The 24,001-nt window shown below is 70.4% G+C and carries 25 protein-coding genes; 18 read left to right on the plus strand and 7 right to left on the minus strand.

Going from position 1 to position 24,001, the window contains the following annotated elements:
* From AB0I15_RS21655 to AB0I15_RS21695, 9 genes are read left to right on the plus strand one after another with little or no spacing between them, the layout of a single operon-like run.
* Positions 1-369, plus strand: a complete 369-nt coding sequence (locus tag AB0I15_RS21655; RefSeq protein WP_358098103.1) for an OB-fold domain-containing protein — start codon at positions 1-3, stop codon at positions 367-369.
* Positions 366-1,511 carry a thiolase family protein gene (locus AB0I15_RS21660; protein WP_358098106.1) on the plus strand — a complete coding sequence of 382 codons (1,146 nt, stop codon included), beginning with the start codon at positions 366-368 and terminating at the stop codon, positions 1,509-1,511. Before AB0I15_RS21655 ends, AB0I15_RS21660 begins: the two co-directional genes overlap by 4 nt.
* Positions 1,512-1,519: 8 nt before the next feature.
* Entirely contained in the window at positions 1,520-2,722 is a 1,203-nt protein-coding gene (locus AB0I15_RS21665) for an acyl-CoA dehydrogenase family protein (RefSeq protein WP_358098109.1), read from the plus strand.
* Positions 2,719-3,690, plus strand: coding sequence for a phosphotransferase family protein (locus AB0I15_RS21670; protein WP_358098112.1), 972 nt, complete (start codon positions 2,719-2,721; stop codon positions 3,688-3,690). The genes AB0I15_RS21665 and AB0I15_RS21670 overlap by 4 nt, the downstream gene beginning before the upstream one ends.
* Positions 3,691-4,908, plus strand: a complete 1,218-nt coding sequence (locus tag AB0I15_RS21675; RefSeq protein WP_358098115.1) for an acyl-CoA dehydrogenase family protein — start codon at positions 3,691-3,693, stop codon at positions 4,906-4,908.
* Entirely contained in the window at positions 4,905-5,675 is a 771-nt protein-coding gene (locus tag AB0I15_RS21680) for an SDR family oxidoreductase (RefSeq protein ID WP_358098118.1), read from the plus strand. Before AB0I15_RS21675 ends, AB0I15_RS21680 begins: the two co-directional genes overlap by 4 nt.
* Positions 5,672-6,430, plus strand: coding sequence for an SDR family oxidoreductase (locus AB0I15_RS21685; RefSeq protein WP_358098121.1), 759 nt, complete (start codon positions 5,672-5,674; stop codon positions 6,428-6,430). Before AB0I15_RS21680 ends, AB0I15_RS21685 begins: the two co-directional genes overlap by 4 nt.
* Complete coding sequence (locus AB0I15_RS21690) at positions 6,427-7,230, plus strand: enoyl-CoA hydratase/isomerase family protein (RefSeq protein ID WP_358098124.1); 804 nt, start codon at positions 6,427-6,429, stop codon at positions 7,228-7,230. Before AB0I15_RS21685 ends, AB0I15_RS21690 begins: the two co-directional genes overlap by 4 nt.
* 12 nt (positions 7,231-7,242) lie before the next feature.
* A complete protein-coding gene (locus tag AB0I15_RS21695) occupies positions 7,243-8,391 on the plus strand; it encodes an acetyl-CoA C-acetyltransferase (RefSeq protein ID WP_358098127.1) in 1,149 nt (382 codons plus the stop codon).
* A 31-nt stretch (positions 8,392-8,422) separates the two neighbouring features.
* Here the strand turns inward: AB0I15_RS21695 and AB0I15_RS21700 are convergent, their stop codons facing one another.
* Positions 8,423-9,118: an alpha/beta fold hydrolase gene (locus AB0I15_RS21700; RefSeq protein WP_358098130.1), complete on the minus strand. Its 696-nt coding sequence runs from the start codon at positions 9,116-9,118 to the stop codon at positions 8,423-8,425.
* A gap of 358 nt (positions 9,119-9,476) precedes the next feature.
* On the opposite strand from AB0I15_RS21700, the gene AB0I15_RS21705 reads away from it, so the two are divergent.
* The 7 genes from AB0I15_RS21705 to AB0I15_RS21735 all read left to right on the plus strand — a co-directional run bounded on the left by AB0I15_RS21705 (position 9,477) and on the right by AB0I15_RS21735 (position 16,614).
* Entirely contained in the window at positions 9,477-11,117 is a 1,641-nt protein-coding gene (locus AB0I15_RS21705; RefSeq protein WP_358098133.1) for a CocE/NonD family hydrolase, read from the plus strand.
* 197 nt (positions 11,118-11,314) lie between these two features.
* Complete coding sequence (locus tag AB0I15_RS21710; RefSeq protein WP_358098136.1) at positions 11,315-11,941, plus strand: TetR family transcriptional regulator; 627 nt, start codon at positions 11,315-11,317, stop codon at positions 11,939-11,941.
* Positions 11,942-12,098: 157 nt separating this feature from the next.
* Positions 12,099-13,283, plus strand: coding sequence for an ABC transporter substrate-binding protein (locus AB0I15_RS21715; RefSeq protein ID WP_358098138.1), 1,185 nt, complete (start codon positions 12,099-12,101; stop codon positions 13,281-13,283).
* Positions 13,284-13,328: 45 nt separating this feature from the next.
* Positions 13,329-13,691, plus strand: coding sequence for a nuclear transport factor 2 family protein (locus AB0I15_RS21720; protein ID WP_358098141.1), 363 nt, complete (start codon positions 13,329-13,331; stop codon positions 13,689-13,691).
* 12 nt (positions 13,692-13,703) lie between these two features.
* Positions 13,704-14,024 carry an EthD family reductase gene (locus tag AB0I15_RS21725; RefSeq protein WP_358098144.1) on the plus strand — a complete coding sequence of 107 codons (321 nt, stop codon included), beginning with the start codon at positions 13,704-13,706 and terminating at the stop codon, positions 14,022-14,024.
* Between the two features lie 44 nt (positions 14,025-14,068).
* Positions 14,069-15,577 (plus strand): class I adenylate-forming enzyme family protein, encoded by a 1,509-nt coding sequence (locus AB0I15_RS21730; protein WP_358098147.1) that lies wholly within the window; start codon positions 14,069-14,071, stop codon positions 15,575-15,577.
* On the plus strand, positions 15,574-16,614 hold the full coding sequence (locus AB0I15_RS21735; protein ID WP_358098150.1) for an MBL fold metallo-hydrolase: 1,041 nt from the start codon (positions 15,574-15,576) through the stop codon (positions 16,612-16,614). The genes AB0I15_RS21730 and AB0I15_RS21735 overlap by 4 nt, the downstream gene beginning before the upstream one ends.
* Before the next feature lie 33 nt (positions 16,615-16,647).
* Here AB0I15_RS21735 and AB0I15_RS21740 read toward each other — a convergent pair whose 3' ends face one another.
* From AB0I15_RS21740 to AB0I15_RS21760, 5 genes are all read right to left on the minus strand, one after another.
* The gene (locus AB0I15_RS21740; RefSeq protein ID WP_358098153.1) at positions 16,648-17,406 is read right to left on the minus strand and encodes an SDR family NAD(P)-dependent oxidoreductase; all 759 of its coding nucleotides are present in this window, start codon (positions 17,404-17,406) and stop codon (positions 16,648-16,650) included.
* A gap of 112 nt (positions 17,407-17,518) precedes the next feature.
* A complete protein-coding gene (locus AB0I15_RS21745) occupies positions 17,519-18,316 on the minus strand; it encodes an SDR family NAD(P)-dependent oxidoreductase (RefSeq protein WP_358098156.1) in 798 nt (265 codons plus the stop codon).
* Between the two features lie 39 nt (positions 18,317-18,355).
* Positions 18,356-18,739, minus strand: coding sequence for a hypothetical protein (locus tag AB0I15_RS21750; protein WP_358098158.1), 384 nt, complete (start codon positions 18,737-18,739; stop codon positions 18,356-18,358).
* 69 nt (positions 18,740-18,808) lie between these two features.
* Positions 18,809-20,161, minus strand: coding sequence for an FAD-binding protein (locus AB0I15_RS21755; RefSeq protein ID WP_358098160.1), 1,353 nt, complete (start codon positions 20,159-20,161; stop codon positions 18,809-18,811).
* Between the two features lie 126 nt (positions 20,162-20,287).
* Complete coding sequence (locus tag AB0I15_RS21760; RefSeq protein ID WP_358098162.1) at positions 20,288-20,857, minus strand: TetR/AcrR family transcriptional regulator; 570 nt, start codon at positions 20,855-20,857, stop codon at positions 20,288-20,290.
* Between the two features lie 106 nt (positions 20,858-20,963).
* Here AB0I15_RS21760 and AB0I15_RS21765 point away from each other — a divergent pair, with 106 nt between their 5' ends.
* Positions 20,964-22,157, plus strand: coding sequence for an acyl-CoA dehydrogenase family protein (locus AB0I15_RS21765; protein WP_358098165.1), 1,194 nt, complete (start codon positions 20,964-20,966; stop codon positions 22,155-22,157).
* The gene (locus tag AB0I15_RS21770) at positions 22,154-23,200 is read left to right on the plus strand and encodes a phosphotransferase family protein (RefSeq protein ID WP_358098168.1); all 1,047 of its coding nucleotides are present in this window, start codon (positions 22,154-22,156) and stop codon (positions 23,198-23,200) included. Before AB0I15_RS21765 ends, AB0I15_RS21770 begins: the two co-directional genes overlap by 4 nt.
* A 32-nt stretch (positions 23,201-23,232) precedes the next feature.
* Here the strand turns inward: AB0I15_RS21770 and AB0I15_RS21775 are convergent, their stop codons facing one another.
* The gene (locus AB0I15_RS21775; RefSeq protein ID WP_358098171.1) at positions 23,233-23,901 is read right to left on the minus strand and encodes a GntR family transcriptional regulator; all 669 of its coding nucleotides are present in this window, start codon (positions 23,899-23,901) and stop codon (positions 23,233-23,235) included.
* Between the last annotated feature and the right edge of the window lie 100 nt (positions 23,902-24,001).

The following is a 24,001-nucleotide window of genomic DNA, read 5'->3' on the forward strand; positions in this document are numbered from 1 at the left end:
GTGCCGCCGATCGCGCATGAAGCAGCCAAGCTGCGGGGCTCCCGGTGCGGGGAGTGCGCCGTGACGGTCTACCCGGCTGACGACGTCTGTCCGCGCTGCGGGCAGGCGGCCTCTCCGGTGACGCTGTCCTCGGCCGGGGAGCTGTGGACCTGGACGGTTCAGCGGTTCGCTCCGAAATCACCCCCGTTCGTGTCGCCGCCGGACGGCTTCCGGCCGTTCGCGCTGGGTTACGTGGAGCTGCCGGAGGGCGTCCGCGTCGCGGCGGTGCTCGACATCGACGACCTCGACCTGATCCGGATCGGCATGCCGCTGCGGATCGAGGCGACCACCGGAGTCCCACGTGCGAAGGCGATCGAAGGGGTCCGATGACCGACGTACTGATCGCCGGCGCCGGCCTGTCGCCGTTCGGGCGCACCGAGCACACGACCGGGCGCCGGCACGCCGTGTACGCGGTGAAGGCCGCGCTCGCCGATGCCGGGATCACGTGGCCTCAGGTGGACGCGGCGTTCGGCGGCAGCGATGCCGCGGGGCTGGCCGACACCCTGGTGACGCAGCTCGGCCTCACCGGCCTGCCGTTCGTCAACGTCAAGAACGGCTGCGCGACGGGTGGCAGCGCTCTGGTGTCGGCGGTGAACGCCATCCGCGGTGGCATGGCCGAGGTGGTGGTGGCCGTCGGGTTCGACAAGCATCCGCGGGGTGCCTTCGACCCGCTGCCGGCGGACTGGGGGCTCGACGAGGCCTACGGGCGTGACGGCCTGATGGTCACCACCCAGTTCTTCGGCATGAAGATCCGGCGTTACATGTACGACCACGGGATCAGCTCCCGGACACTCGCACTGGTGGCGGAGAAGGCGTACCGCAACGGTGCCCTCAATCCGAACGCGTGGCGGCGTACCCCGATGGACGCCGACCAGATCCTCGCGTCGGGCATGGTCAGCGACCCGCTGACCCGCTACATGTTCTGCTCCCCAGGAGAAGGAGCGGCCGCGCTGGTGCTGTGCGCCGCCTCGGCGGCCAGGAAACCGACGAGCGTCCCGGTGACCCTGCGGTCGGCGGTCGTGCGGTCGCGCCGCTTCGGCTCCTTCGAGGTCTTCAGCCCGTGGATCACCGGCGGAGAGCTGAGCAGCGTGACCCGCGACGCCGCCGCGGCGGCGTTCGAAGCGGCCGGTGTCGCCCCCGGCGACGTCGAGGTGTGCCAGCTCCAGGACACCGAGAGCGGCGCCGAGGTGATGCACATGGCCGAGTGCGGGTTCTGCGAAGACGGTGAGCAGGAGAAGCTGATCGCCTCGCGCGCCACCGAGATCGGCGGCTCGCTGCCGGTCAACACCGACGGCGGCTGCATCGCCAACGGTGAGCCCATCGGCGCGTCCGGCCTGCGGCAGATCTGCGAAGTGGTGCGGCAACTGCGCGGACAAGCCGGCGACCGGCAGGTGCCCGGCCGGCCCAGAGTCGGATTCACCCACGTGTACGGCGCCCCGGGCGTGAGCGCCTGCACGGTGCTGACCCGATAGAGGAACTGATGAGCGACATTCCAGCACCGGAGAAGTTCAGGGCGGAGGCCGCCGGCTGGCTCGCGTCGGCCGCCCCGCCGCGGCAGGCTGACGGCGCCTGGGGCACCGGAGACGACTCGGTCGCGGTCTTCGAGAACTGGTCGGAAGAGGAGGAACGCGAGCACACCGAACGAGCCCGGGCCTGGGAGGCGACCCGGTACGACGCGGGCTGGGGCGCGCTGAGCTGGCCGGAGGAGTACGGCGGACGCGGCCTGCCCGCGTTCTACGAGCAGCTCTACCGCCAAGAGGAAGCCGCCTTCGACGTCCCCCGCCGCACCGAGATCTTCCCGGTCACCCAGCAGTTGGTCGCCCCGGCCATCCGGATCTGGGGCACGCCCGAGCAGCGGGAACGCTGGATCCGGCCCATGCTGCGTACGGATCGGCTGGCCTGCCAGTTGTTCTCCGAAACGGAGGCCGGTTCCGACCTGGCCGCGGTCCGTACCCGGGCGGTGCGCGACGGCGACACCTGGGTGCTCGACGGGCACAAGGTGTGGACCTCGGGGGCGACGGTCGCGTCCTGGGGTGTCGCCGTGTGCCGCACCGACCCGGACGTGCGCAAGCACGCGGGCATCACCGTGTTCATGGTCCCGATGGACGCCCCAGGCGTCACCATCCGCCCCATCCGCCAGATGACCGGCGGGTCCAGCTTCAATGAGGTCTACCTCGACGGTGTCGTGGTACCCGACACCGATCGGCTGGGCCCCGTCGGCGAGGGCTGGCGGGTCACCCTGACGGTGCTGGCCGCCGAACGGCTGGACTCCGGCTCCCTCGGCCTGGACAACGCCGACCGCGCCATCGAACTGGCCCGGCACCTGCCACGGCCACTCACCGGCCACGAGCAGAACCGCGCGGCGGACCTGTACGTGCGCACGCTCGTCCAGCGCATCATCGGACTTCGCGTGACCGCGGCACTGGTCTCCGGCCGCGAACCGGGCGCCGAGGCGTCGGTGGGCAAGCTCTACGCCACCGGGACCATGCGCCGCACCAGCGACCTGGTCCTGCAACTCCTCGGGCCGTGCCTGGCCGCCGACACGGGGGAGTGGGGCACCTTCGCCTGGACCGAACAGCTCCTGGGCGCGCCCGGCTACAGCATCGCCGGCGGCACGGACGAGATCCAGCGCACCATCCTGTCCGAGCGGGTGCTCGGCCTGCCCAAGGAGCCGGCACGATGACCGCCGACGTCGCCTCGCCGGATCTGGCCGACCGGGTCGTCAGCGCGTTCCCCGGCCGGCGGGTGGGCCCACTGGAGACACTCGCCGGCGGCCACTCCGGACTCACCTACGTGGTCAGGGTGGAGGAGCGCAAGTACGTCGTCAAAGCGGTCCCACAGGCGGAGCGGCCGGTGGGCCGCAACGACATGCTCCGCCAGGCGCGCGTGCTCCAGGCGCTGGCCGGTACGGCGGTGCCCGTCCCCGAGGTCGTGGCCGTCGACGAGCGGCAACCGGCCTGGTTCGCCATGGAGTTCGTCTCCGGCGAGGCCGTGGAACCGGTGCTCGACGAGCACGATCTCGACCCGGGCCTCGCCCGGGCCCGCATGCTGGAGGCGGCCCGCGTCCTGCGCCGGTTGCACGACGTCGACGTCTCCTCCCTGCCGCTGGACGCGCCGCCGCCCCGCGAGGCGACCGCCGAGCTCGAACAGTGGAGCCGCACGATGCGCGCGGTCCCCGCCGAGCTCCGTCCCGGGGGCGAGGACCTGCTCCATCGGCTCGCGCGGGCAGTGCCCGACGACCTGCCGCCGGTCCTGGTGCACGGGGACTTCCGGCTGGGCAACATCCTGTGCCGGGAACGGGCGCCAGAAGCGGCGGCCGTCGTCGACTGGGAGATCTGGAGTGTCGGCGACCCGCGAGCGGATTTCGGCTGGTTCCTGCTGTTCGCCGACCACCGCAACTTCCCCGCCCTCGGCAGGGAGTTCCCCGGGCTGCCGGCCGAGACGGAGCTGCTGGACGCCTACCTCGCCGGCGCCGTCCCGCTGCCCGACCTCGACTGGTTCCGCGCGCTCACCCGGATGAAGATGGCCGCGATCATGGGCCACAACCTGCGCCGTCACCGCGAAGGCCGGATCCACGACCCGGACCAGGAGCGGCTGCCGCCGACGATCGAGGCCATGATCCGCACCGCGCACGACATTCTAGGGACATAAGTGGACTTCGCATTCTCTCCCCGCGCACGCGAGCTGCAGAGCCGGCTGCGATCGTTCATGGAGCAGCACGTCTACCCCGCCGAAGCGGTGTACGACCGTCAGCTCGCCGGCGCCGACGACCCGCACGCCCTTCCCCCGGTGATGCTCGAACTCAAGGAGAAGGCCCGCGCCGAGGGCCTGTGGAACCTGTTCATGTCCCACGGCGACTGGGGCGCGGGGCTGACCAACCTCGAGTACGCGCCGCTCGCCGAACTCGCCGGCCGCTCCATCATCGGCCCCGAGGTGTTCAACTGCTCCGCCCCGGACACCGGGAACGTGGAGTTGCTCGCGCTGTTCGGCACCCCCGGGCAGCAGGAGCGGTGGTTGCGCCCGCTGCTGGAGGCCGAGATCCGGTCGTGCTTCGCCATGACCGAGCCCGACGTGGCCAGTTCCGACCCGCGCAACCTCCGCACCAGGATCACCCGCGACGGCGACAGCTACCTGGTCAACGGCCACAAGTGGTACACCTCGGGCATCCTTGATCCGGACTGCCGGCTGATCATCCTCATGGGGGTGACCGACCCGGAGGCGCCGACCTACCGCCAGCAGAGCATGCTGCTCATCCCCCGGGACACCCCCGGTATCACGGTGCTGCGCGACCTGCCCATGTTCGGCTACACCGACCGGCTCGGACACGGTGACGTGCTCTTCGAGGACGTACGCGTGCCCGCCACGAACCTGCTCGGCGGCGAAGGCGACGGCTTCGCGCTCGCCCAGGGACGGCTCGGGCCCGGCCGGATGCACTACGCCATGCGCGCGGTCGGGTTCGCCGAACGCGCTCTGGAGCTCATGTGCCGGCGGGTGCTCGACCGCGAGGCGTTCGGCGGGCCGCTGGCCGACCAGGGCGTGGTGCGGGAATGGATCGCGCGCAGCCGGATCGAGATCGAGCAGGTGCGGCTTCTGGTGCTCAAGTCGGCCTGGCTGATGGACACCATCGGCAACGCCGCGGCCCGCATGGAGGTCGCGGCGATCAAGGTGGCGGCGCTGGAGGTGGCCCACCGGGTGGTCGACCGGGCCGTCCAGGCGTTCGGCGCGGCCGGGGTCAGCGACGACACCGTCCTGGCCCGGTTGTTCGCGATCACCAGGGCGTTGCGCATCGCCGACGGGCCCGACGAGGTCCACCTGCGCACCGTGGCCCGCCAGGAGCTGGCCAAGTACACCAAGAAGGGGGCGGCATGAACGTGCTCGACGGCCGGGTGGCAGTGATCACCGGCGGGTCCCGCGGCATCGGGCTGGCGATCGCGCGGGCTTACCGGGGAGCCGGCGCGCACGTGGTCATCGCCGCGCGGAAACCAGAGGGGCTGGCCGCCGCCCGTACCGAACTGCTGCGCCTCGAGGCGAGCGGGGACGTGCACACGGTCGTCGCCAACGCCGGCGAGCCGGACCAGGCGCAGCGCTGCGTCGACCAGACGATGGAGCGGTTCGGCCGGCTCGACATCCTGGTCAACAACGCCGCCACCAACCCCTACCACGGCGACCTGCTCGACCTCGACCTGCCCCGCGCGGAGAAGACGGTGCGGGTCAACCAGTACGGGATGATCGCGTGGACGAGCTGCGCCTGGAAGGCCGCGATGGCCGAGCACGGCGGTGCCGTCATCAACATCGCGTCGGTGGGCGGGCTGATCGTCGACCCGCACATCGGCTACTACAACGCCACCAAGGCCGCGATGATGCACATGACACGCCAGCTCGCCTATGAGCTCGGCCCCAAGGCGCGCGTCAACGCCATCGCGCCGGGCCTGATCAAGACCGAGCTGGCGCGTGCCGTCTGGGAGGCGCGCGAGTCCATTCTCACCGCGAAGCTTCCGTTGCGCAGGCTGGGCATCCCCGAGGACGTGGCCAACGCGGCGCTCTTCCTGGCCTCGGACGCTTCGTCCTGGATCACCGGCCAGACCCTCGTCATCGACGGCGGTGCCACGGTCCTGCCGATCGGGGTCGAGGAGTGATCGACGACCTGTTCTCCCTGCGCGGGCGGACGGCCGTGGTCACCGGTGCCTCCTCCGGGCTGGGCGCCCGCTTCGCCACCGTACTCGCCGCCGCCGGAGCGACCGTGTTCGCGGCGGCCCGGCGGATCGAGCGGCTGGCGGAGCTGGCGGCCGGTGACTCCCGGATCCACCCGGTGGCCTGCGACGTCAGCCGTGCGGAGGACCGCGAACGGCTGGTCGCGACGGCCATGGCGCAGACCGGCCGCTTCGACGTCCTGATCAACAACGCCGGCGTCTCGGGCGAGTCGCGCGCGGAGGACGAGAGCGCGCAGGACTTCGCGGACGTCCTCGCGGTGAACCTGGTGGCGCCGTTCCACCTCGCCCGCCTCATGACGCGCTGCGAAGCACCCGGCGCCGGGCGCAGCATCGTGAACGTGGCGTCGATCCTGGGCCTGGTGTCCACGGCCCCGATGGGCGGCGCGAGCTATTCGGCCTCCAAGGCGGGGCTGCTCGGGCTCACCCGCGAGCTGGCCGGCCAGTGGGGTCAGGCGGGCGTCCGCGTCAACGCGCTGGCGCCGGGCTGGTTCAGGTCCGAGATGACCGAGGGACTGTTCTCCGACGCCCGGTCCAGCCGGTGGGTCGAGAAGAACACGATGCTGGGCCGCGGCGGGGACACCGGCGAACTCGACGGCGCCCTGCTGTTCCTCGCGTCCGACGCCTCGTCGTATTGCACCGGCCAGGTTCTGGTCGTCGACGGTGGCTGGACGGCCCGATGAGCGCTCCCCCTGCCGTCACGGTCGAGGTCCTGGACGGAGTGGCGGACATCGTCATGCGCCGCGGCGCCCGCGGCAACGCCGTCGATCTGGACCTGGCCCGCGGGCTGCTCGACGCCGCCCGGGTCTGCCTGGAGGAGGACGTCCGGGCCGTCCTGCTGCGTGGTGAGGGGCGATCCTTCTGCGTCGGCGGCGACCTGCGCGAGTTCTCCGCGTTGCGGGGCGAAGCGCTCAAGGAGCACCTCATCGAGGTGACCGGCGCGCTGCACGGAGCACTGCGGATCTTCGCCCAGATGGACGCACCGCTCGTCGCGCAGGTCCAGGGAGCGGTGGCCGGCGCCGGCGTGGGCCTGGCCGCCGCCGCCGACCTCACCGTCGCAGCGGACGACGCGACGTTCGTGCTCGCCTACACGGGCATCGGCTACTCACCGGACGCCGGGGTGACCTGGTCGCTGCCCCGGCTGGTCGGCCCCAAGCGGGCCTTGGAACTGCTGCTCACCAATCGCCGGATATCCGCGCAGGAGGCGGCCGACATGGGGCTCGTGACGTCCGTGGTGGCCGCCGAACGGTTGCCGGAGGAAGCGCGACGGCTGACCACCGCGCTCGCCCTGGGCGCGACCAAGGCCATCGGCGCGACCAGGAGGCTCGTTTCCGCCGCCCTGGCCGGCGACCTCGATCCACACCTGGACCGTGAGTCCCGTTCCCTTGCCGAGGCGGCGGCGTCCGCCGAGGGTGTCGAAGGCGTCGCCGCCTTTCTGGGCAAACGTCCTGCCCGGTTCTCTGCCGCCCACCCCACCGAATGACCGGAGAAGACCGTGACCGAAGCTTTCATCGTCGATGCCGTCCGTACCCCTGTCGGCCGCCGCAAGGGGGCGCTCAGCCAGATCCACCCCGCCGACCTGGGCGCCCACGTCCTGCGGGCCCTCGTCACCCGCACCGCGATCGACCCCGGGGCCGTCGATGACGTCTACTTCGGCTGCGTCAGCCAGATGGGGGCGCAGACGGGGAACATCGCCCGTACGTCATGGCTGGCCGCGGGCCTTCCCCAGCACGTGCCCGGCACGACCATCGACCGGCAGTGCGGCTCGTCGCAGCAGGCCGTGCACTTCGCCGCCCAGGCGGTCATGTCCGGCACCGCCGACCTTGTCATCGCGGGCGGCGTCGAGGTCATGAGCCTGGTGCCCATCGCGAGCCCGGCCATCGTGGGCGAACGCGAGGGCATGGGGACGCCGTACGACGGGGAGGGCTGGCGGACCCACTTCGGTGGGGAGGAGGTGTCGCAGTTCCGCGGCGCCGAGCGGATCGCGCGCAAGTGGGCCGTCTCGCGGGAGGACATGGAGCGATTCGCCATGGACAGTCACCAGCGCGCGGTCGCCGCCTGGGCGGACGGGGTCTTCGCCGACGAGGTCGTGCCGGCCTTCGGCCTGAAGGCCGACGAGGGGCCGCGGGCCGACACCACTCTGGAGAAGATGGCGGGGCTCAGGACCCTCAGCGAGGGCGGCCGGCTCACCGCCGCGGTGTCCAGCCAGATCTCGGACGGCGCCGCCGCACTGCTCGTCGCCTCGGAGGAGGCGGTACACCGCCACGGGCTCTCGCCGCTGGCCCGGGTCCACAGCATGGCCGTGGTGGGCTCGGACCCGATCGACATGCTCACCGGGCCCATTCCCGCCACCGAGAAGATTCTGGACCGCTCCGGGCTGTCCATCGACGGCATGGACCTGATCGAGATCAACGAGGCGTTCGCCTCGGTGGTGCTGGCCTGGCAGAAGGAGACGGGCGCGTCCCCCGAACGGACCAACCCGTTCGGGGGAGCGATCGCGCTCGGCCATCCGCTGGGCGCCACGGGAGCGCGGCTGATGACGACCTTGGTGCACCAGCTTCGCCGCACCGGCGGACGCTACGGACTGCAGACGATGTGCGAGGGGGGTGGGATGGCGAACGCCACGATCGTCGAGCGGGTGTGAGAGCCGGCATCCCGGCGGGCCGGCCCGCAGGTCAGCCGTGGATGCCGTTGAGGATGGTGGCGAGCCTTCCGGGCGCGCTGATCATCGCCAGGTGGCCGGTGTCGAGGTCGACGACGTCCGGCCGGAGCAGCGCGATGGATCGCTGCTGGAGCTCCTCGACGTAGCACAGGTCCCGCGTGAGGTGCAGGTACGTCCGCGGGATCTCGCGCCGGTAGCCGCTCAGGTCGACGGGTTCGCTCAGCAGGGCGGCCGAGTCGTCGATCAGCCGGTCCAGCGTGGACGCGGTGGTCGCGTCGTCCATGTCCTCGCACAAGATCGCGGCGGCGCCCTCGCGGGTCTGGTGGTAGACGCCGCCGGCGATGGACCGCTCGACCAGATCCCGTACGCCGGGGTCGATCTGGTCGAGCACCCGGGATCCGTCGGGAGGCACCACAGCCGAGACGAGAACGACATGCCGGATCCGGTCCGGTATGAGGTCCAGGACGCGGGGCACGGTGACTCCCGCGAAGGAGTGACCGACCAGCACCACGTCCCGCAGGTCCTTCGCCTCGACATCCTCCCGGACCGCGTCGGCGCAGTCCGCGAGGGTGACCGTGTCCAGGGCGACTCCGGCCCTCGTCCCGCGGCCGGGGAGGTCGACTGCCAGCGCCTCCGCGTTCAGGTGGGGGATCAGCTCGTCCCAGCAGTTCGCGCCGAAGCCGGCGCCGTGGATGAGAACGAACGGCATGGGTGCCTCCTCATTCGCAATATCGACGAACCTTAACTGAATTCAATTTCGCTGTATAGGCCTTCGCCATGCCGGGCCCAGACCTGGTCGCAGGCCTATGCCATGCCTGGTGCCCGTTGCTAGCCTAAGTGAGTTCAGTTCGGGAAAGACTGATCGAGGATGGTGCATGATGGGTGCTTCGTGGCACCGGCGGGCGTGGTCCGCTCTGCTCACAGGCATACTCGCCACGGGAATGCTCACCGGGGGCTGGGCTTCCGCGCGGGCCGACCGCCAACCGCCGACCCCATGGCCGGGCGGCCGATGGGAGCCGGGACCTGCCCGCTACGGAACGACGATCGTACCGGACGTCCCGGTGCGAATGGACGACGGTGTGACGCTCACGGCCACGGTGGCCTACCCGACCGACCCCGCCACCGGCCGGCGTGCCGCCGGCCGGTTTCCGGTGATCCTGCAACAGACGCCGTACACGGATGAGGTCAATTCCTTTTTCGTCCCGTACGGCTACATCTTCGCCACCGTTCGATCGCGAGGCACCGGGACGTCCGGCGGCGAGTTCGGATACGTGTCGGCACGAGATCACCGAGACGGTGTGCTGGCCGTCGACTGGGCGGCCCACGAACTGGACGGCTCCAACGGCATCGTCGGGGGATATGGCTGCTCCTATGCCGGGGAGACCCAGCTCTACACCGCCGCCAACGTCGGCCGCGGCTCACCCCTCAAAGCGATCATTCCCACATGTACCGCGCAGGACTACCTTCGGGAGACCTTCCTGGTGGACGGCATCCTGACCGGAGACTTCCCGTTCCTGAGCCGCGCGGCCGCCTCCGTGGGCGACACGCCCTCGGCGAAGGCCTTCTTCGCCGATCTGGTCGAGAACATCCTGAGCGGTGGTGACGCCGCCTACAACCGGGACTTCTGGCGGGCCCGCCAGCCCATCACCTTCGCCCAGGGCATCGTCGACAACGACATCCCCGCCCTGCTCTGGAGCGGATGGGACGACGTCGTCATCCGGGGCGCGACAGAGTTCTACGCGGCGCTGCAGAACGCCTATCACGACCGCCCCATCCAGGCCCCGATGGATCCCCGGCAGCCGACGACCGGTCGCTACCAGATCATCGTCGGCCCCTGGGGGCACGGTCAGGGCCTCGACAACACCATCATGCTCGAGTGGTACGACACGTGGCTGAAGCGCAAGAACACCGGCATCGAGCGCACCGGCACCCCGATGCACCTGTACGAACTACGCACGAACCGCTGGATCAACGCCGGTCACTACCCGATGGTCCCGGACTACACCACCTACCATCTCCACGCGAACGGGGCGCTCAAGCCGTCCCGGTCGTCACGTGGCAGCGACCCGATCGCGTGGGCCCAGCCGAGCGTGGCGGGCAGCACGCTCACGTACTCGACACCTCCCCTCGCTGACGGCGCCACACTGGCGGGACCCGTCAGCGCGGCCGTGTACGCGAGCTCCAGCAACACCAACCTCCAGCTGATCGCCGGCCTCGCCGACGTCGCGCCCGACGGGACCGTGGTGCCCATCACGTTCGGGGCGGTCCTCGGCAGTCAGCGCGCCCTGGATCCCGCCAGGAGCTGGCGCGACCGGAACGGGACGATCATCCGCCCCTTCACCCGGCAGACCGGCGACGACTACCTCACGCCCAGCGTGACACGCTTCGACATCGCGCTCCACCCCCGTCTGTGGGCGGTGCTCCCGGGACATTCACTCCGTCTCACGCTCACGACCCAGACACCCGAGGCCGCCTGCGCGGGCTTCAACATCCTTCCGTGTGCTCTCACCGCTCCCTCGCAGGCCAGCGTGGCCGGTGGCGTCTACCGGATCCAACGCGGCCCGGCGTGGCCGTCCTCGGTGAGCCTGCCGCTCCTGAGAGCCGGCTGCTTCCGTACGGCGGCCGGCGCGGTCACACCCACGAGCGGCGGCCTCTCCCAGCCCATGGACTGGTCCGTCGGAGGGACTGGCCGGCCCTGCAGGCGGTAGCGCGCGTCCGGCGTGCGGCCGCGCGCCATCGGGAGCTGCTGTGATCTTGCCGGCCCCGCCGCGAGAATCCGGGCTCGACCAGGGCGGGCACGAGTATGATGACCTGGAATGAGAGTAGAACCGAGTTCAAATCAGATCGACCAGAGGGTTTTGTCCGGTCTGCGACATTTCTCGGCGCGAATGTCGGGGGTGGGGTGATGAAGACGGCGAAGATCACGGAGCCGGACGAAGGTCCCCGTTCCAAACGGAAGGCCATCCTGGCGGCTGCGATCAAGAATTTCGGCAAGAACGGCTACGACGCCACCAAGTGGTCGGTGGTTGCTGATCAAGTAGGAATCGGGCAGACCGCCCTTTATCACTACTTCGAGTCGAAGGCTCACTGCCTGCTCACGATCATGCGGCTTGAGCTCCAGCGTTCGCTGGAGATGTTCGTGAAGGCGACCGACGGCCGGCCTGACCCGATGGAGGCGCTGCGAGAGGCGGTGCGCTCGGCGTACACGGTGTCCGAGCGCGATGTGCCGCAGATGCGGATCCTGCAGAACAACCTGGCGATCCTCGCGGTGCCGCGTAGCTCGAAGAAGGAGGAGGCCGAACGGCTCGCGGCCCGCGAGCTGGTCCATCGCATCGAGGACGCCTGGACCGAACTGCTCCAGCGGGGGATGGACGAGGGCGCCTTCGCCCACCGTGACGCGCACACGCTGGCCCTGAACATGCTCGGCATGATCGTGAGCGTCTGGCGGTGGTATCGCCCCAGGGGCTCGGTGACGCTGGCCAACGTGAGCGAGCTGACCGAAGACTGCTGCGTGCGGATGGTCGCCCCGTAACCGTCGGTTCGACGACCGGCACAACCCGCGGAAGGTTGTGCCGGTCGCTTTGTGGCGGGATGAAAGCACCGTGTTCGGCTCATCAGGCTATTGCCGGAGTGTGAGTGCGACGGTAGAGTCCCGTAAACTGAACTGAACTCAGTTGTGGGAGAACGTCATGCGCCTCCATTCAACGCCCCTTCTCACCGCCTGCGTCGCGGCCCTCGTCCTCGCCACGGGCGCCTGCGGTGGTGGTTCCTCCACCGCCGCCGGCGACAAAGAGATAAAGATCGGCGCCTGGTATCCGCTCACGGGCCCTGTGGCCGCCTCCGGCGTCCCGCAGCGTGCCGGTGCCGACGCCTACTTCAAGATGATCAACGACAAGGGTGGTATCAACGGGCGCAAGATCAACTGGATCGTCAAGGACAACGCCTTCGACCCCCAGCAGACCGTGCAGATCGCCAGGGAGCTGATCGGCCAGGACGACGTCGTGGCCATCGTCGCCGCCAACGGCACCGCGCAGGGCGAGGCGAGCTTCCCCTTCGTCCTGCAGCAGTCGAAGATTCCGATCCTCAACGAGCTGGGTGGCGCCGCCACCTGGTACACCCCGCCCCGTCCGGGCTTGTTCGGAATCCAGACCCTCTATGAGGACCAGGCGGCAGCGCTGGCGGCCTGGGCGGCGGAGGACGGCGCGAAGAAGGTGCTGGTCGTGCACAGCGACCCGGCCGCGTTCGTCAACGTGGCCAAGCAGGTAGGGCCCGTCCTGCAGAAGGTCAGCCCGGGCAGCGGCGCCGAACTGCTGTCGGTGAAGTTCCAGTCCACCGACTGGAGCCCGACGATCACGCAGGTGAAGGCGAAGAAGCCCGACGCGCTGATCCTGATTCTCGCGTCGCCGGAGGCCGCGGCCTTCCTCAAGGAGGCCAAGCTGCAGGGCTTGTCCGTGCCCGCCTACGGCTACGCCCCCACCGCGGCGGCCTCCACGCTCACCCTCGCCGGTGACGCCGCGGAAGGCTTCAAGGCGGTACAACTGGTCAAGGCGCCGAGCGACAGCGACCCGTCGGTCAAGGAGTTCCGCGACGCGATGGCCAAGTACGAGCCGAAGCAGCCGGCCGACTTCATCGCCCTGTGGGGGTGGGCCTCGGCCAAGGTCTTCGTCCAGATCGCGCAGACCATACAGGGCCCGATCACCTCGCAGTCGCTCGTCCAGGCGTACGAGAAGGCGGGCAAGATCGACCCCGGTGTCGCGCCGGTGATGACCTTCAGCGCGACCGACCACCTCGGAACCCGCGACGTGCAGAAGGTGGTCGTGAAGGGCGGCCAGTTCGTGGCGGAAGGCGACTTCTTCACACCCCCTGACCGGTGACACCGGCCCACCTGGTTTCCTAGGCGTTGAGGAGGATCGACGATCATGGTGTTGCGCGAGTACATGGCCTGCATGGACAGCCAGAACCCGGAGAAGGCGCTCGAGTACGTGGAGCCGGACTTCCGGTTCCTGCTCGCTCTCCCCGGCGGCCAGGTGAGCGGACGGTCCAAAGAGGACTTCGCCCGGTACATCTCCGGCCGCAACGCGGTCGAGCGGGTGCACAAGGTCCTGCGCTCGGCGGTCGACCGGAACCTCGAGATGGTCTACGGGATGGTCGTCGAGTCGGGCAGGCCCACCGGAGCGTTCCACTCCGCGGCCGTCGTGTCGGCCAACGGGAAGATGCTCCGCTACCAGTCCTTCTTCACGGCCTCGTTCGAGCTGCTGGACTGGCCGGCCGCTGATCAGTAGAGGAGAGAGCCCATGTACAACCTCGTGCTGCTGGCCGCGCGGCCGCCGGACTGGACCCACGAGCGGTTCATCACATGGTGGCGGACCGACCACGCGGAGCTCACCTGCCGGCTGCCAGGCCTGCGGGCGTGGCGGCACACCGAGATAGAGGCGGCGTTCGACACCCGTTCCGAGGGCTGGGACGGGGTGTCGGTGCTCAGCTTCGACAGCGCGGAGGCCCTCCGCAAAGCGCTGGACAGTCCCGAATGGGCTGCGGCGGTCGCCCAGGTCGGCGACATGAGGGGCCGGCGGCTCGCCGTGATGGGAACCGAGAAGGAAATGTTCACAGGCTGACCGGAATGAGCCGGCCGGCCCGTGAGTGAGGCGAGGAAAGCGGTATGCGACAGGTAGTCAGTGAGTTCCGGCGGCGGGCCGAGGAATCGGATGCCGTGGCCGTCATCGACGATTCGGGTGGTCACACCGCGCGCGAGTTGCTCACTCACGCGGCCGGGCTCGCCGCCGCCGTGGCCGGCCCCGGCGGCGCCGGAACCGTGCTGGTGCAGGCCGACAACTCGTGGCGGACCGTCGCGGCGAGCCTGGCCGTGGGGATGAGCGGCGGCGTGCTGGCGGTGGTCAACCGGCACACGACCGGCGCCGAGTTCGCCGCGGCCTTCGAGGACATCCGGCCCGACACCGTGCTCGCCGAGCCCGCCGCCCTTGAGGAGTGGGCCGTGCCCGCCCTGATGGCCGGTGCGGGCCGGCACGATGCGCTGGACGGCTGGGCGGCCTGGTCGGGCGACGGGCCGCGGGACGTTTCGCGGTGGTCCGGCGGCTCACTGATCGGGCTGACCTCCGGGTCGACGGGGCGGCCCAAGGGGGTGGTGCAGTCCGAGGACGCCTTGCGCTACGCCTGCTCGCACACCATCGCCATCAACGGCCTGCGGCAAGGGGACGCGATCGCGGCGATCGTGCCGCTGTCGTCCACCGCGGCGTACTGTTTCGGGGTCTTCCTGGCCCTGTCGCTGGGAGGCCCGCTGGTCCTGTGGCGCAAGTGGGACCCCGCCGCCGTCCTGGCCCGGATGGCCGAGACACGAACGCGGTGGACCATGTGCGTGCCGACCATGTCGCTCCAGCTTGGCGCCGCCGCTTCCGGGTCACGGGTGCTCCAGGGGCTGCGCTCGATCACCGTCGGGGGTGGTCCGATGGACGTGGCGGCCATGACCCGGGCCGAGGAATCGCTGGGCACCAGGATCCTGCGGGTGTTCGGGATGTCGGAGTGCCTGGGCCACACCTCGCCGTCGCCGGAGGAACCGGTGGAGATCCGGCTCGGCCGTGACGGCCGTCCGTTCCCCGGCACCGAGCTTCGGGTGATCGGCCCCGATGGTCGTGAGGTGCGGCGGGGTGCGGTCGGCCGGGCCCAGGTGCGCGGCCCGTCGCTGTTCCTCGGGTACGCGCACCAGGGCAGGCTGGAGCCTCCGGAACTGACCGCGGACGGGTTCTTCCCGACCGGTGATCTCATGATGACCAACGAGGACGGGACCGTCAGTGTCATGGGCCGGGAGAAGGATGTGATCATCCGCGGCGGCCGCAACATCGACGTCACCGAGGTTGAGCGCGCCGTCGCCTCCCATCCGGAGGTCTTCCAGGCCTGTGTGGTGCCGGTCCCCGACGAGATTCTCGGCGAACGGGTGGCCGCGCTGGTGACCACCGCCGACCGGGGCGGGATCGGGCTCGATGAGATCACCCGGCACCTGCGCGAAGTGGGGCTCTCCAAGGCCAAGTGGCCCGAGTTCGTGTTCGCCGTCGACGAGTTGCCGCAGACCACGGTCGGCAAGGTCTCCCGTACCGGCGCCCGCGATCTCGCGCGTGACCTGCTCATCGGCCGGACCGGCGAGGCGGAGAAGTGACGACACCCGCTCGGCGGGGCGGATGGTCCGAGCCGGGAGCGGAGCTGATCCAGCCCGGCGTGCACCGCGTCCCGCTGCCACTTCCGGGCGACGGGCTGCGTGCCGTCAACGTCTACCTGCTGGAAGAGGACGACGGCATCGTCATGATCGACGGCGGCTGGGCGTTGCCCCAGTCCCGCCGTGCCCTCGAGGAGGCCATGGCGTCGGTGGGGCACGACCTCGGCCAGATCACGAAGATCTTCGTCACCCACGTCCACCGCGATCACTACACGCAGGCCGTGGAGCTGCGCCGGCTGCTGGGGTCGCGGGTCTATCTCGGGGCCGGCGAGCGGGAGGGCCTGGAGCTGCTGGGCGAGGTGCGCAGCGACGTGCCGGTCACCTCGCTGCGCGTGCTCCGCCGTGGCGGCGCCGGTGACCTCGCCGACCGGCTGCAGGGCGTGGACCACGGCGGCTTCACCGCGAGCGACTGGGAGGAACCGGACGGCTGGCTCGGCGCGGGCGTACTCGAGTTCGGCCGGCGGGCCCTGCGTGTCGTTCCCACGCCCGGCCATACCAAGGGACACGTGGTCTACCTGGACGAAGAGGCGGGACTGCTGTTCGCCGGTGACCACGTCCTGCCGCACATCACCCCGTCCATCGGCTTCGAGCTCGGCGAGTCCGAGCGCCCCCTGGGGGACTATCTCGATTCGCTGCGGCTGATGACCCGCTTCGCCGACGCGAGACTGCTGCCCGCCCACGGCCCGGTCACCGGGAGCGCCCATGCCCGCGTCGCCGAGCTGCTGGCCCATCACGAGGTACGGCTGGCGCAGGCACTACGCGCTCTCGGCACGCGGACCCTCGACGGGTACGCGGTCGCGCGGCGACTGACCTGGACCCGGCGAGAGGTGCCGTTCGCCGGCCTGGACGACTTCAACCAGATGCTCGCGGTCAACGAGACGGTCGCCCACCTCGACGTCCTCGTGGCGCGCGGGCAGGTGATCGTGGCCTTTGACGGCGAGGTGGGCGGGTACACACGGGCGGACGGCGGCGCGGAGTGATCGGCACCGGGTCCGCGCCGCCGTGACCTGGCCTCAGCGGGCGGTGTAGCCGCCGTCGACGTACAGCTCGGAACCGGTGATGAAGCTCGCCTCGTCGGAGGCGAGGAAGAGCGCGGCATGGGCGACCTCGTCGGTGCTGCCCAGCCGTCCCATCGGCGTGTTGCCCACCATCAGGTCGAGACGGGGTGTGCCCTGCCAGAGCTTGCGTGACAGGGGGGTCTCGATGAACCCCGGGTGCAGCGAGTTGACCCTGACCCCGCGCGTCGCCCAGTAGAGCGCCGCGTTCTTCGTCATCAGCCGGACCGCGCCCTTCGCGGCGTGGTAGGAGAACTGCCCGCCGAATCCGCCGACCGTACCGAAGATCGACGAGACGTTGACGATCGAGCCGCCGCCGGAACGCTCGATCACCGGGCCGGCGTGTTTCATCCCGAGCCAGACCCCGCGCTGGGTCACCGCGACGACCGCCTCCCAGCTCTCCAGCGTCTCCGTCTCCACGTTCGTCATCTTGGCGATGCCGGCGTTGTTGACCAGCACGGAGATGCCGCCGAACCGTTCGTTCACCTCGTTCACCACCGCCTCCCAGGCCTGCTCGTCGGTGACGTCGAGGCCCAGGCCGAGGGCGCGTCCACCGGTCGCCGTGAACTGCTCGGCGGCCTCCGCGCAGCGTTCCGCGTCCACGTCGGTGATCACGACGGCCGCGTCCTCCTCGGCGAACCGGCGGACGATGGCCGCGCCGATTCCGCCGGTCGCGCCGGTGATCAGGGCTGTGCGTCCGGACAGTCGAGCTTTCACGGCGATCTCCCTTTCGGCCGGCCCTCGGCGGGCCGGCCGTTCCTGCTTTACTGGATTGAATTCACTTCAAAATAGTTGATGTACGCCCAGGTGGCCAAGGGTCGAGGGGGCTTCAGACCGTGAACCGTCCGCCGTTGCTCAGCAGGACGGCGCCCACCACGTTCGAGGCGTCGGGGGAGGCGAGGTAGAGGATGTTGTCCGCGAGCTCCTCCGGGGAGGCGTACCCGACCGGTCCCGACGCTTCCATCGCCTGCCTGACGGCCGCGGGGGTTCGGGCCGCCATGGGGGTGTCCACGGGACCGGGCGCGACGACGTTGACCCGTACGCCGAACGCCGCCGCCTCCTTGGCCACCGACTGCGCGAGCGCGTGGACGCCCGCCTTGGACGCCGCGTAGTGGGCGTAGCCCGCCAGCGTGTCGAAGGCCGCCGACGATCCGACCAGGACGACGGCGCCGCGGCCCGCCGGGATCATCGCACGCACCGCGGCACGCAGGACGTGGAACGACCCGTCGAGGTTGACCGCCATGACCCGGCGCCACTGTTCGTCCTTGAGATGCCGGAACACGTCGAGGGGCTCGCCGGACTGCTGGGCGGCCAGGATCCGCTCCTTGGCACGCGGGTCGTCGACCCCCGCGGTGTTCACCACGACATCGAGCCGGCCGTGTGTTTCGACGATCCGTCCGACCTGCGCTTCGACGGCGCCGGCGACGGTGACGTCCAGGGCGGCCGGGCGGCCGGACCTGGTCGCCGCGGCCACCGTCCGCGCGCCGACCTCGTTGACGTCGGCCACATAGATCGCCGCGCACCGCTCGCGATCGAGCTGCCGGACGACGGCGGAGCCGATCCCGGAGCCGCCTCCGGTGACCAGCGCGATCATCCCCTCGAATCGGCCGTTGGTGGTTGCGGTCATGCCGTCGTACCCTTCGCTCACTGGTCGCTCACTGGTCGCTCACTGGTCGCTCAGGGGGAAGGCGATCTCAGGAGTGCGGCAGATCAGCAGTCGCCGGCACCGGCCGGACGCGGGATCCACGAGCGCGGTCACGTTGAACGACGCCTCGAACAGGCCGTCCCGTGTCACCAGGCCGAACCCCAGCTCGACGTCGCCGACGGCCGCGGCCCGGACCAGGTGATGGACGAGCGTGTTCTTCTCGCGTTGCTCAAGGTAGCCGACCAGGCCCGCGCGGTCGCCGCAGAACTCGGCGGTCTGGGCGTCACCCTTGGAGAACACCACCGACATCTGGAAGTCATCAGCGATCTTCTCGAGCACGTGTTCCGGCTCGTCGGAGTCCATCGTGGCGAACCACGCGTTGAGCAGGGGGGTTTCGGTGGTCATGGGTGGCTCCTTGTCGATGACCATAAGTCTTGCCGGTGGGTGATTCCGTACGCACGGGGCCATGGTTGCTCACGGGGACTCCCGCGCCGCTGCCGCCGCCTTCGCGGCGGTGCCGGCCGCGGTGAGCCCGAAGACGAGAGCCGCGGCGATGCCGCCGGCGTAGGCGCGGTGCCACAGGCCGCCGACGTCCGACCCCGCCGCGAGGAGTCCGCCGAGCGGTTCGCCGTCCCCGCGCAGAACACGGGCGTGGTCGTCGACGCGGACGCCGTGGAAGGGAAAGGTGATGGCCGGTACCGTCTCGATGACGTAGTAGGGCGCCTCGTCGAGCGGGAGGCGGTCCAGCTCCCGGCCGGGCCGCAGCTCCAGGCCCGCCGATGCGCGCTCGTTGAACGCCTCGACGCCGTCGCGGACGGCCTTGCCGTGGTAACCCCATTCCTCGGGCAGGAAGGCCAGCTCGTCCAGATCCTCGGCGAATCCGACGCGGCCGCCTCGCCTGCTCGCCAGGGCGAACTTGTCGACGGCGACGGCTCCCTCGACGTAGGAACCGAGGATCCAGTCGCGGAACACCCGGGCGTCGGCGACGAGGAGGCCGCGACTCCCGGGCTGCTCCAGCAACGCCATGGTCGTGAGGTGGTCGCCCTGCGTCTCGTCCACGAACCGCTCGTTGTCCAGGTTGAACAGGAGCGCGTGCTCGCTGTAGTACAGCGACATGTTCACGAAATCCGACGGATCGGCGAAGGACAGGCCGCTGGGGACGAGGTGGCCGTAGAAGCCGGCGTCCTCATGGCCGGTGGCCGCGCCGACCTGGGTGGCCAGACGGTAGCCGCCGCCGCGGCTGTGGGGATTCGAACGCAGCTCCATGCGGTCGGCGTGCGGGTGCACGTGAGCCGTTCGGAGCTCGAGGTCGCCCTGGAATCCGCCGGTCGCGATGAGCGTCGAGCGAGCCCGTACCTCTCTCGCCGTGCCGTCGGCCGACCTCAGCCGCGCTCCGACCACGGCCCCCTGCTCCGTCACCAGTTGTTCGGTGCCGGTGTTGAGCAGCAGTTCGCCACCGCCCTGGAGGATGAGCCGGCGGCAGGTGTCGATGTAGTGGCCGGTGTCGAACCGGTGCCCGCGGCCGAAGCTGAGGACACGCTGCGCGTCCTTGGCCTCGACGCCGATGGAGCGGATCCACGCGATGCCGTCGGCGAACCGGTCCACCAGGGCGCGCTTCAGTGAGACGTCTCCGTGGGGATTGTGCTGATCCATGACATCGTGGCTCGGGGCGGTCCAGGCGTACCCGGCGAGGCGGGCGGATCCGCCGACGTCGTCGCTGATCTCGACGATCACCACGGACAGCCCATCGCGTGCCGCGCGGGCACCCGCGGTCAGTCCCGCCATGCCCGCGCCGATGATCAGCAGATCGGTCTCCTCTGCGCTCACGCGGCTCTCCTCTGTTCGGATCGGCTGGTCGGCGGGGGTGGTCGTCATCCGCGTGCCACGATAGACCAAACTCAATTCAATTCAAGTACCGGCTCCTGATCCGTGCCGCGGCCGTCGGCGGGCCGATCAGCCTCCTGAGCCCACGATGCGCAGCGCGAACTCGCTGTACTGCCACACGACGGCGTCCTCACTGTGCTCGCCGTCCTCGCGGTACCAGGCCGCCAGGCCCATGCCGAGGTCGAGGATCGCGTAGGACGCGAGCCGCTCCGAGGTCACGGAGAACACGCCCGCGGCGATCCCCGCCCGTACGAGGTCGCGAAAGCAGGTCTCATACTCGGCGCGCAGTTCGAGCACGCGGCCCCGATGAGGCTCGACGAGACTGCGAATCTCCCGGTTGCCGACGAACGCCTCACGCCGGTGCCGGGCGTGATAACGGACGTGGGCCTCGGTCGCCCGCCGCAGGCGCTCGACGGGGTCGGCCGTGGTCGCGACCGCCGCGCGGCCGGCGGCGAGCAGTTCCCGCATCGTCACGGTCATGATCTCGGCGAGCAGATCCTGCTTGGAGGTGACGTGCTTGTACAGGCTGGGCGCGCGCATCCCCACCACGGCGCCGATGTCGGCCATCGTGGTCGCTTCGTACCCCTTGCCGGCGAACAACTCCAGCGCCACGGCACGGATGTGATCGAGCCTGTCCACGTCGCCTCCCGAAGCCTCAGCTAACGTATGTTAGCTTGCCAGGGATCCTGGTCGACTGTTGCGCCCGACAGCTCGGCTAACGATGATTAGCTACATGGGAGGCTCCATGGCCATCGACCTTGCCCCCAGCCCGGATGTCGCCGAGGTCGCACGGCGTACCGCGACGTTCGTCCGCGAGGTGGTGATACCCGTTGAGGAGCGGCATCGTGGCGTCGTCCGGTCGGAGGACGTGCGCCGGCGGTTGCAGCAGGCCGCGAAGCAGGCCGGGATCTTCGCTCCGCACGTCGCGCGGGAGTACGGCGGGCTCGGGCTGGACATGCTGGGCCGGGCGGCGGTGTTCGAGGAGGCCGGCTACTCCCTCCTGGGACCGCTCGCGCTCAACATCGCGGCGCCCGACGAAGGCAACATGCACCTGCTCGAAGCCGTCGCCACCGGCGAGCAGAAGGAACGCTACCTGCGGCCCCTCGCCGCGGGCGAGGTCCGCTCCTGCTTCGCGATGACCGAGCCGGCCCCCGGCGCGGGCTCGGATCCCAGCGCGCTCTCCACCTGCGCCACGCGAGTGGACGGGGGGTGGCGCATCGACGGCCGCAAGTGGTTCATCACCGGCGCGGACGGCGCGGGGTTCGCGATCTGCATGGCGAGAACCTCGGGGCGGCAGGGCGAGGCGGGCGGCGCGACGATGTTCCTCGTCGATGCCGGCAACCCCGGCATGAAGACGGTCCGGCACATCGACACCCTCGACGAAAGCCTGTACGGAGGGCACGTCGAGCTGGTCTTCGACAACTGCGTGGTCGGTGCGGACGCGGTGCTCGGTCAGGTCGACCAGGGTTTCCGCCACGCCCAGGTCAGGCTGGGTCCCGCCCGGATGACCCATTGCATGCGCTGGCTGGGCATCGCACGGCGGGCGCAGGACATCGCCGTGGCGCGGGCGGCGGAGCGGCGGCTGTTCGGGTCGCGGCTCGGCGAACTCGGCATGGTCCAGCAGATGATCGCCGACAACGAGATCGACATCGCCGCGTCCCGTGGCCTGATCCTGCGGGCGTGCTGGGAGCTCGACCGGAAGGAATCCGCGTCGCAGTCCACCGCGATCGCCAAGACCTTCTGCGCGGAGGCGATCTGGCGCGTCGTCGATCGTGCCGTGCAGATCTGCGGCGCCCTCGGCATCTCCGGCGACGTCCTGCTGAGCCGCTACCTGCGAGAGGTCCGCCCGTTCAGGATCTATGACGGACCATCGGAGACCCACCGCTGGGCCATCGCCAGGCGGGTGCTGCGCCGGCATGACGCGGAGGCGGCAGGATGACCGGCGAGATGACCGGCACGGCCCGGTCGGCGGACGACGGCCTGGATCTTCCCGCTCTCGAACGGTTCTTCGCCGAGCGCGTGCCCGGGTTCACCGGCCGTCTCACCGCCGAGTTGCTCCAAGGGGGCCGGTCGAATCTGACGTATCTGCTCACGGACGGGCGGCACCAGTGGGTGCTGCGCCGTCCGCCGCTGGGCGGGCTCACCCCGTCGGCGCACGACATGGGCCGCGAGTACCAGGTCGTGGCGGCCCTCGCCGGCAGCCGGGTGCCGGTCGCGCGCGCGGTCGTCCTGGCCGGCGCGGAGGTGCTGGGCGTGCCGTTCTCGGTGGTCGAGTACGTCGAGGGCGTCGTGTTGCGGACCGAGGACCACCTGGTCGCGCTGTCCGACGAGGACCTCGCCCGCTGCACGTACGGCCTGGTCGATGTGCTGGCCGAGCTGCACACGGTCGATCCCGGCGCGGTCGGGCTGAGGGATTTCGGCCGTCCCGTGGGCTACCTGGCCAGGCAGGTCGGGCGCTGGCACGACCAATGGCGACGGGTGCGGACCCGCCCGCTGGCCGACATCGAGCGGCTGCACGCCCGACTGGCGGAGCTGTGCCCTGGTGAGAGTGGCGCCTCGATCGTGCACGGCGACTATCGCATCGACAACGCCATCCTCGCCCAGCACGACCCCGCCGAGGTTCGCGCGGTGGTGGACTGGGAGATGGCCACACTGGGCGATCCGCTGGCCGACCTGGGGCTGCATCTCGTCTACTCGGACCCGGAGTTCGCCCCCGTGCTCGGCGGCAGGGCCGCCTCCACCAGTGACCGCCTGCCCGCGCCCGCCGACCTCGCGCAGCGCTACGCCGAGGTCAGTGGCCGCGACCTGGGCCGGCTCGACTTCTATCTTGGGCTCGGCTACTTCAAGATCGCCGTGATCGCAGAGGGCATCCACGCCCGCTTCCAGCAGGGCATGACGCGAGGCTCCGGGTTCGAGTCGGTCGGCCAGGCGGTCGCGCCGCTGGCCGCCGCCGGCCTCCGCGCCTTGGAGAAGACCATCTGAAAGACAACGCGCAGGCCGGCCGGCGGCGGGCGTCAGTCGAATGCCGTCAGTTGCCGCTCGCGCGCCGCGCTCAGGTGTTCTCGCATCGCCGCCTCGGCGGCGTCCGGGTCGCGGGCCCCGATGGCCGCCGCGATGCGTTGATGCTCCGCGATCGTCGTGCCGGCGTGGGCGTAGGGAAAGTATCTCCGGTGCAGGTGAAGGTGGACATGCAGGCGCTCGAGGCCGTCGCGGAGCAAGGGATTGCCCGACGCGTCGGCGATGAGGTCGTGGAAGCCGGCGTCGTGGGTGGTGAAGGCCGCATGCCAGCCGCCGGGGTCGTCCGGCGCCTGCGCGATCACCGCGGCGGCCTCCGCGGTGATCGCCTCGCGTTGCGCTGAGGTGGCCCGTTCGGCGGCCCATCGCGCGGTGGCGCACTCCAGCAGCAGCCGCATCTCGAACAGGTGGTGGTATTCGGCGCGGGTGAGCAGCGGGCTGACCGTGTAGCCCACGAGCGGGCGTTTGCGGACCAGCCCGTCGGACTCCAGGCGGGCCAGGGCCTCGCGAATCGGTGTCTGTGACACCTCGAGATCGCGGGCCAGCGCGTCGATGTTGACGCGGTCGTCCGGCCGCATGCTGTGCTCGAGGATGCGCGCCCTGAGCACGTCGTAGACGTCGTCGCCGAGCGTCGACCGCCTGAACCGGATCGGGTCGGTGGATGCCATCGGGCCAATCCTCCCACGGAGTCGGCGGGCCATCGGAAATCAGGTCTTGACGTCCTGACAGGCAGGCACTATACCTCCATAAAACATCCTATAGGATCTA

This window comes from Nonomuraea sp. NPDC050643 (assembly GCF_040654715.1).
GTDB lineage: Bacteria > Actinomycetota > Actinomycetes > Streptosporangiales > Streptosporangiaceae > Nonomuraea.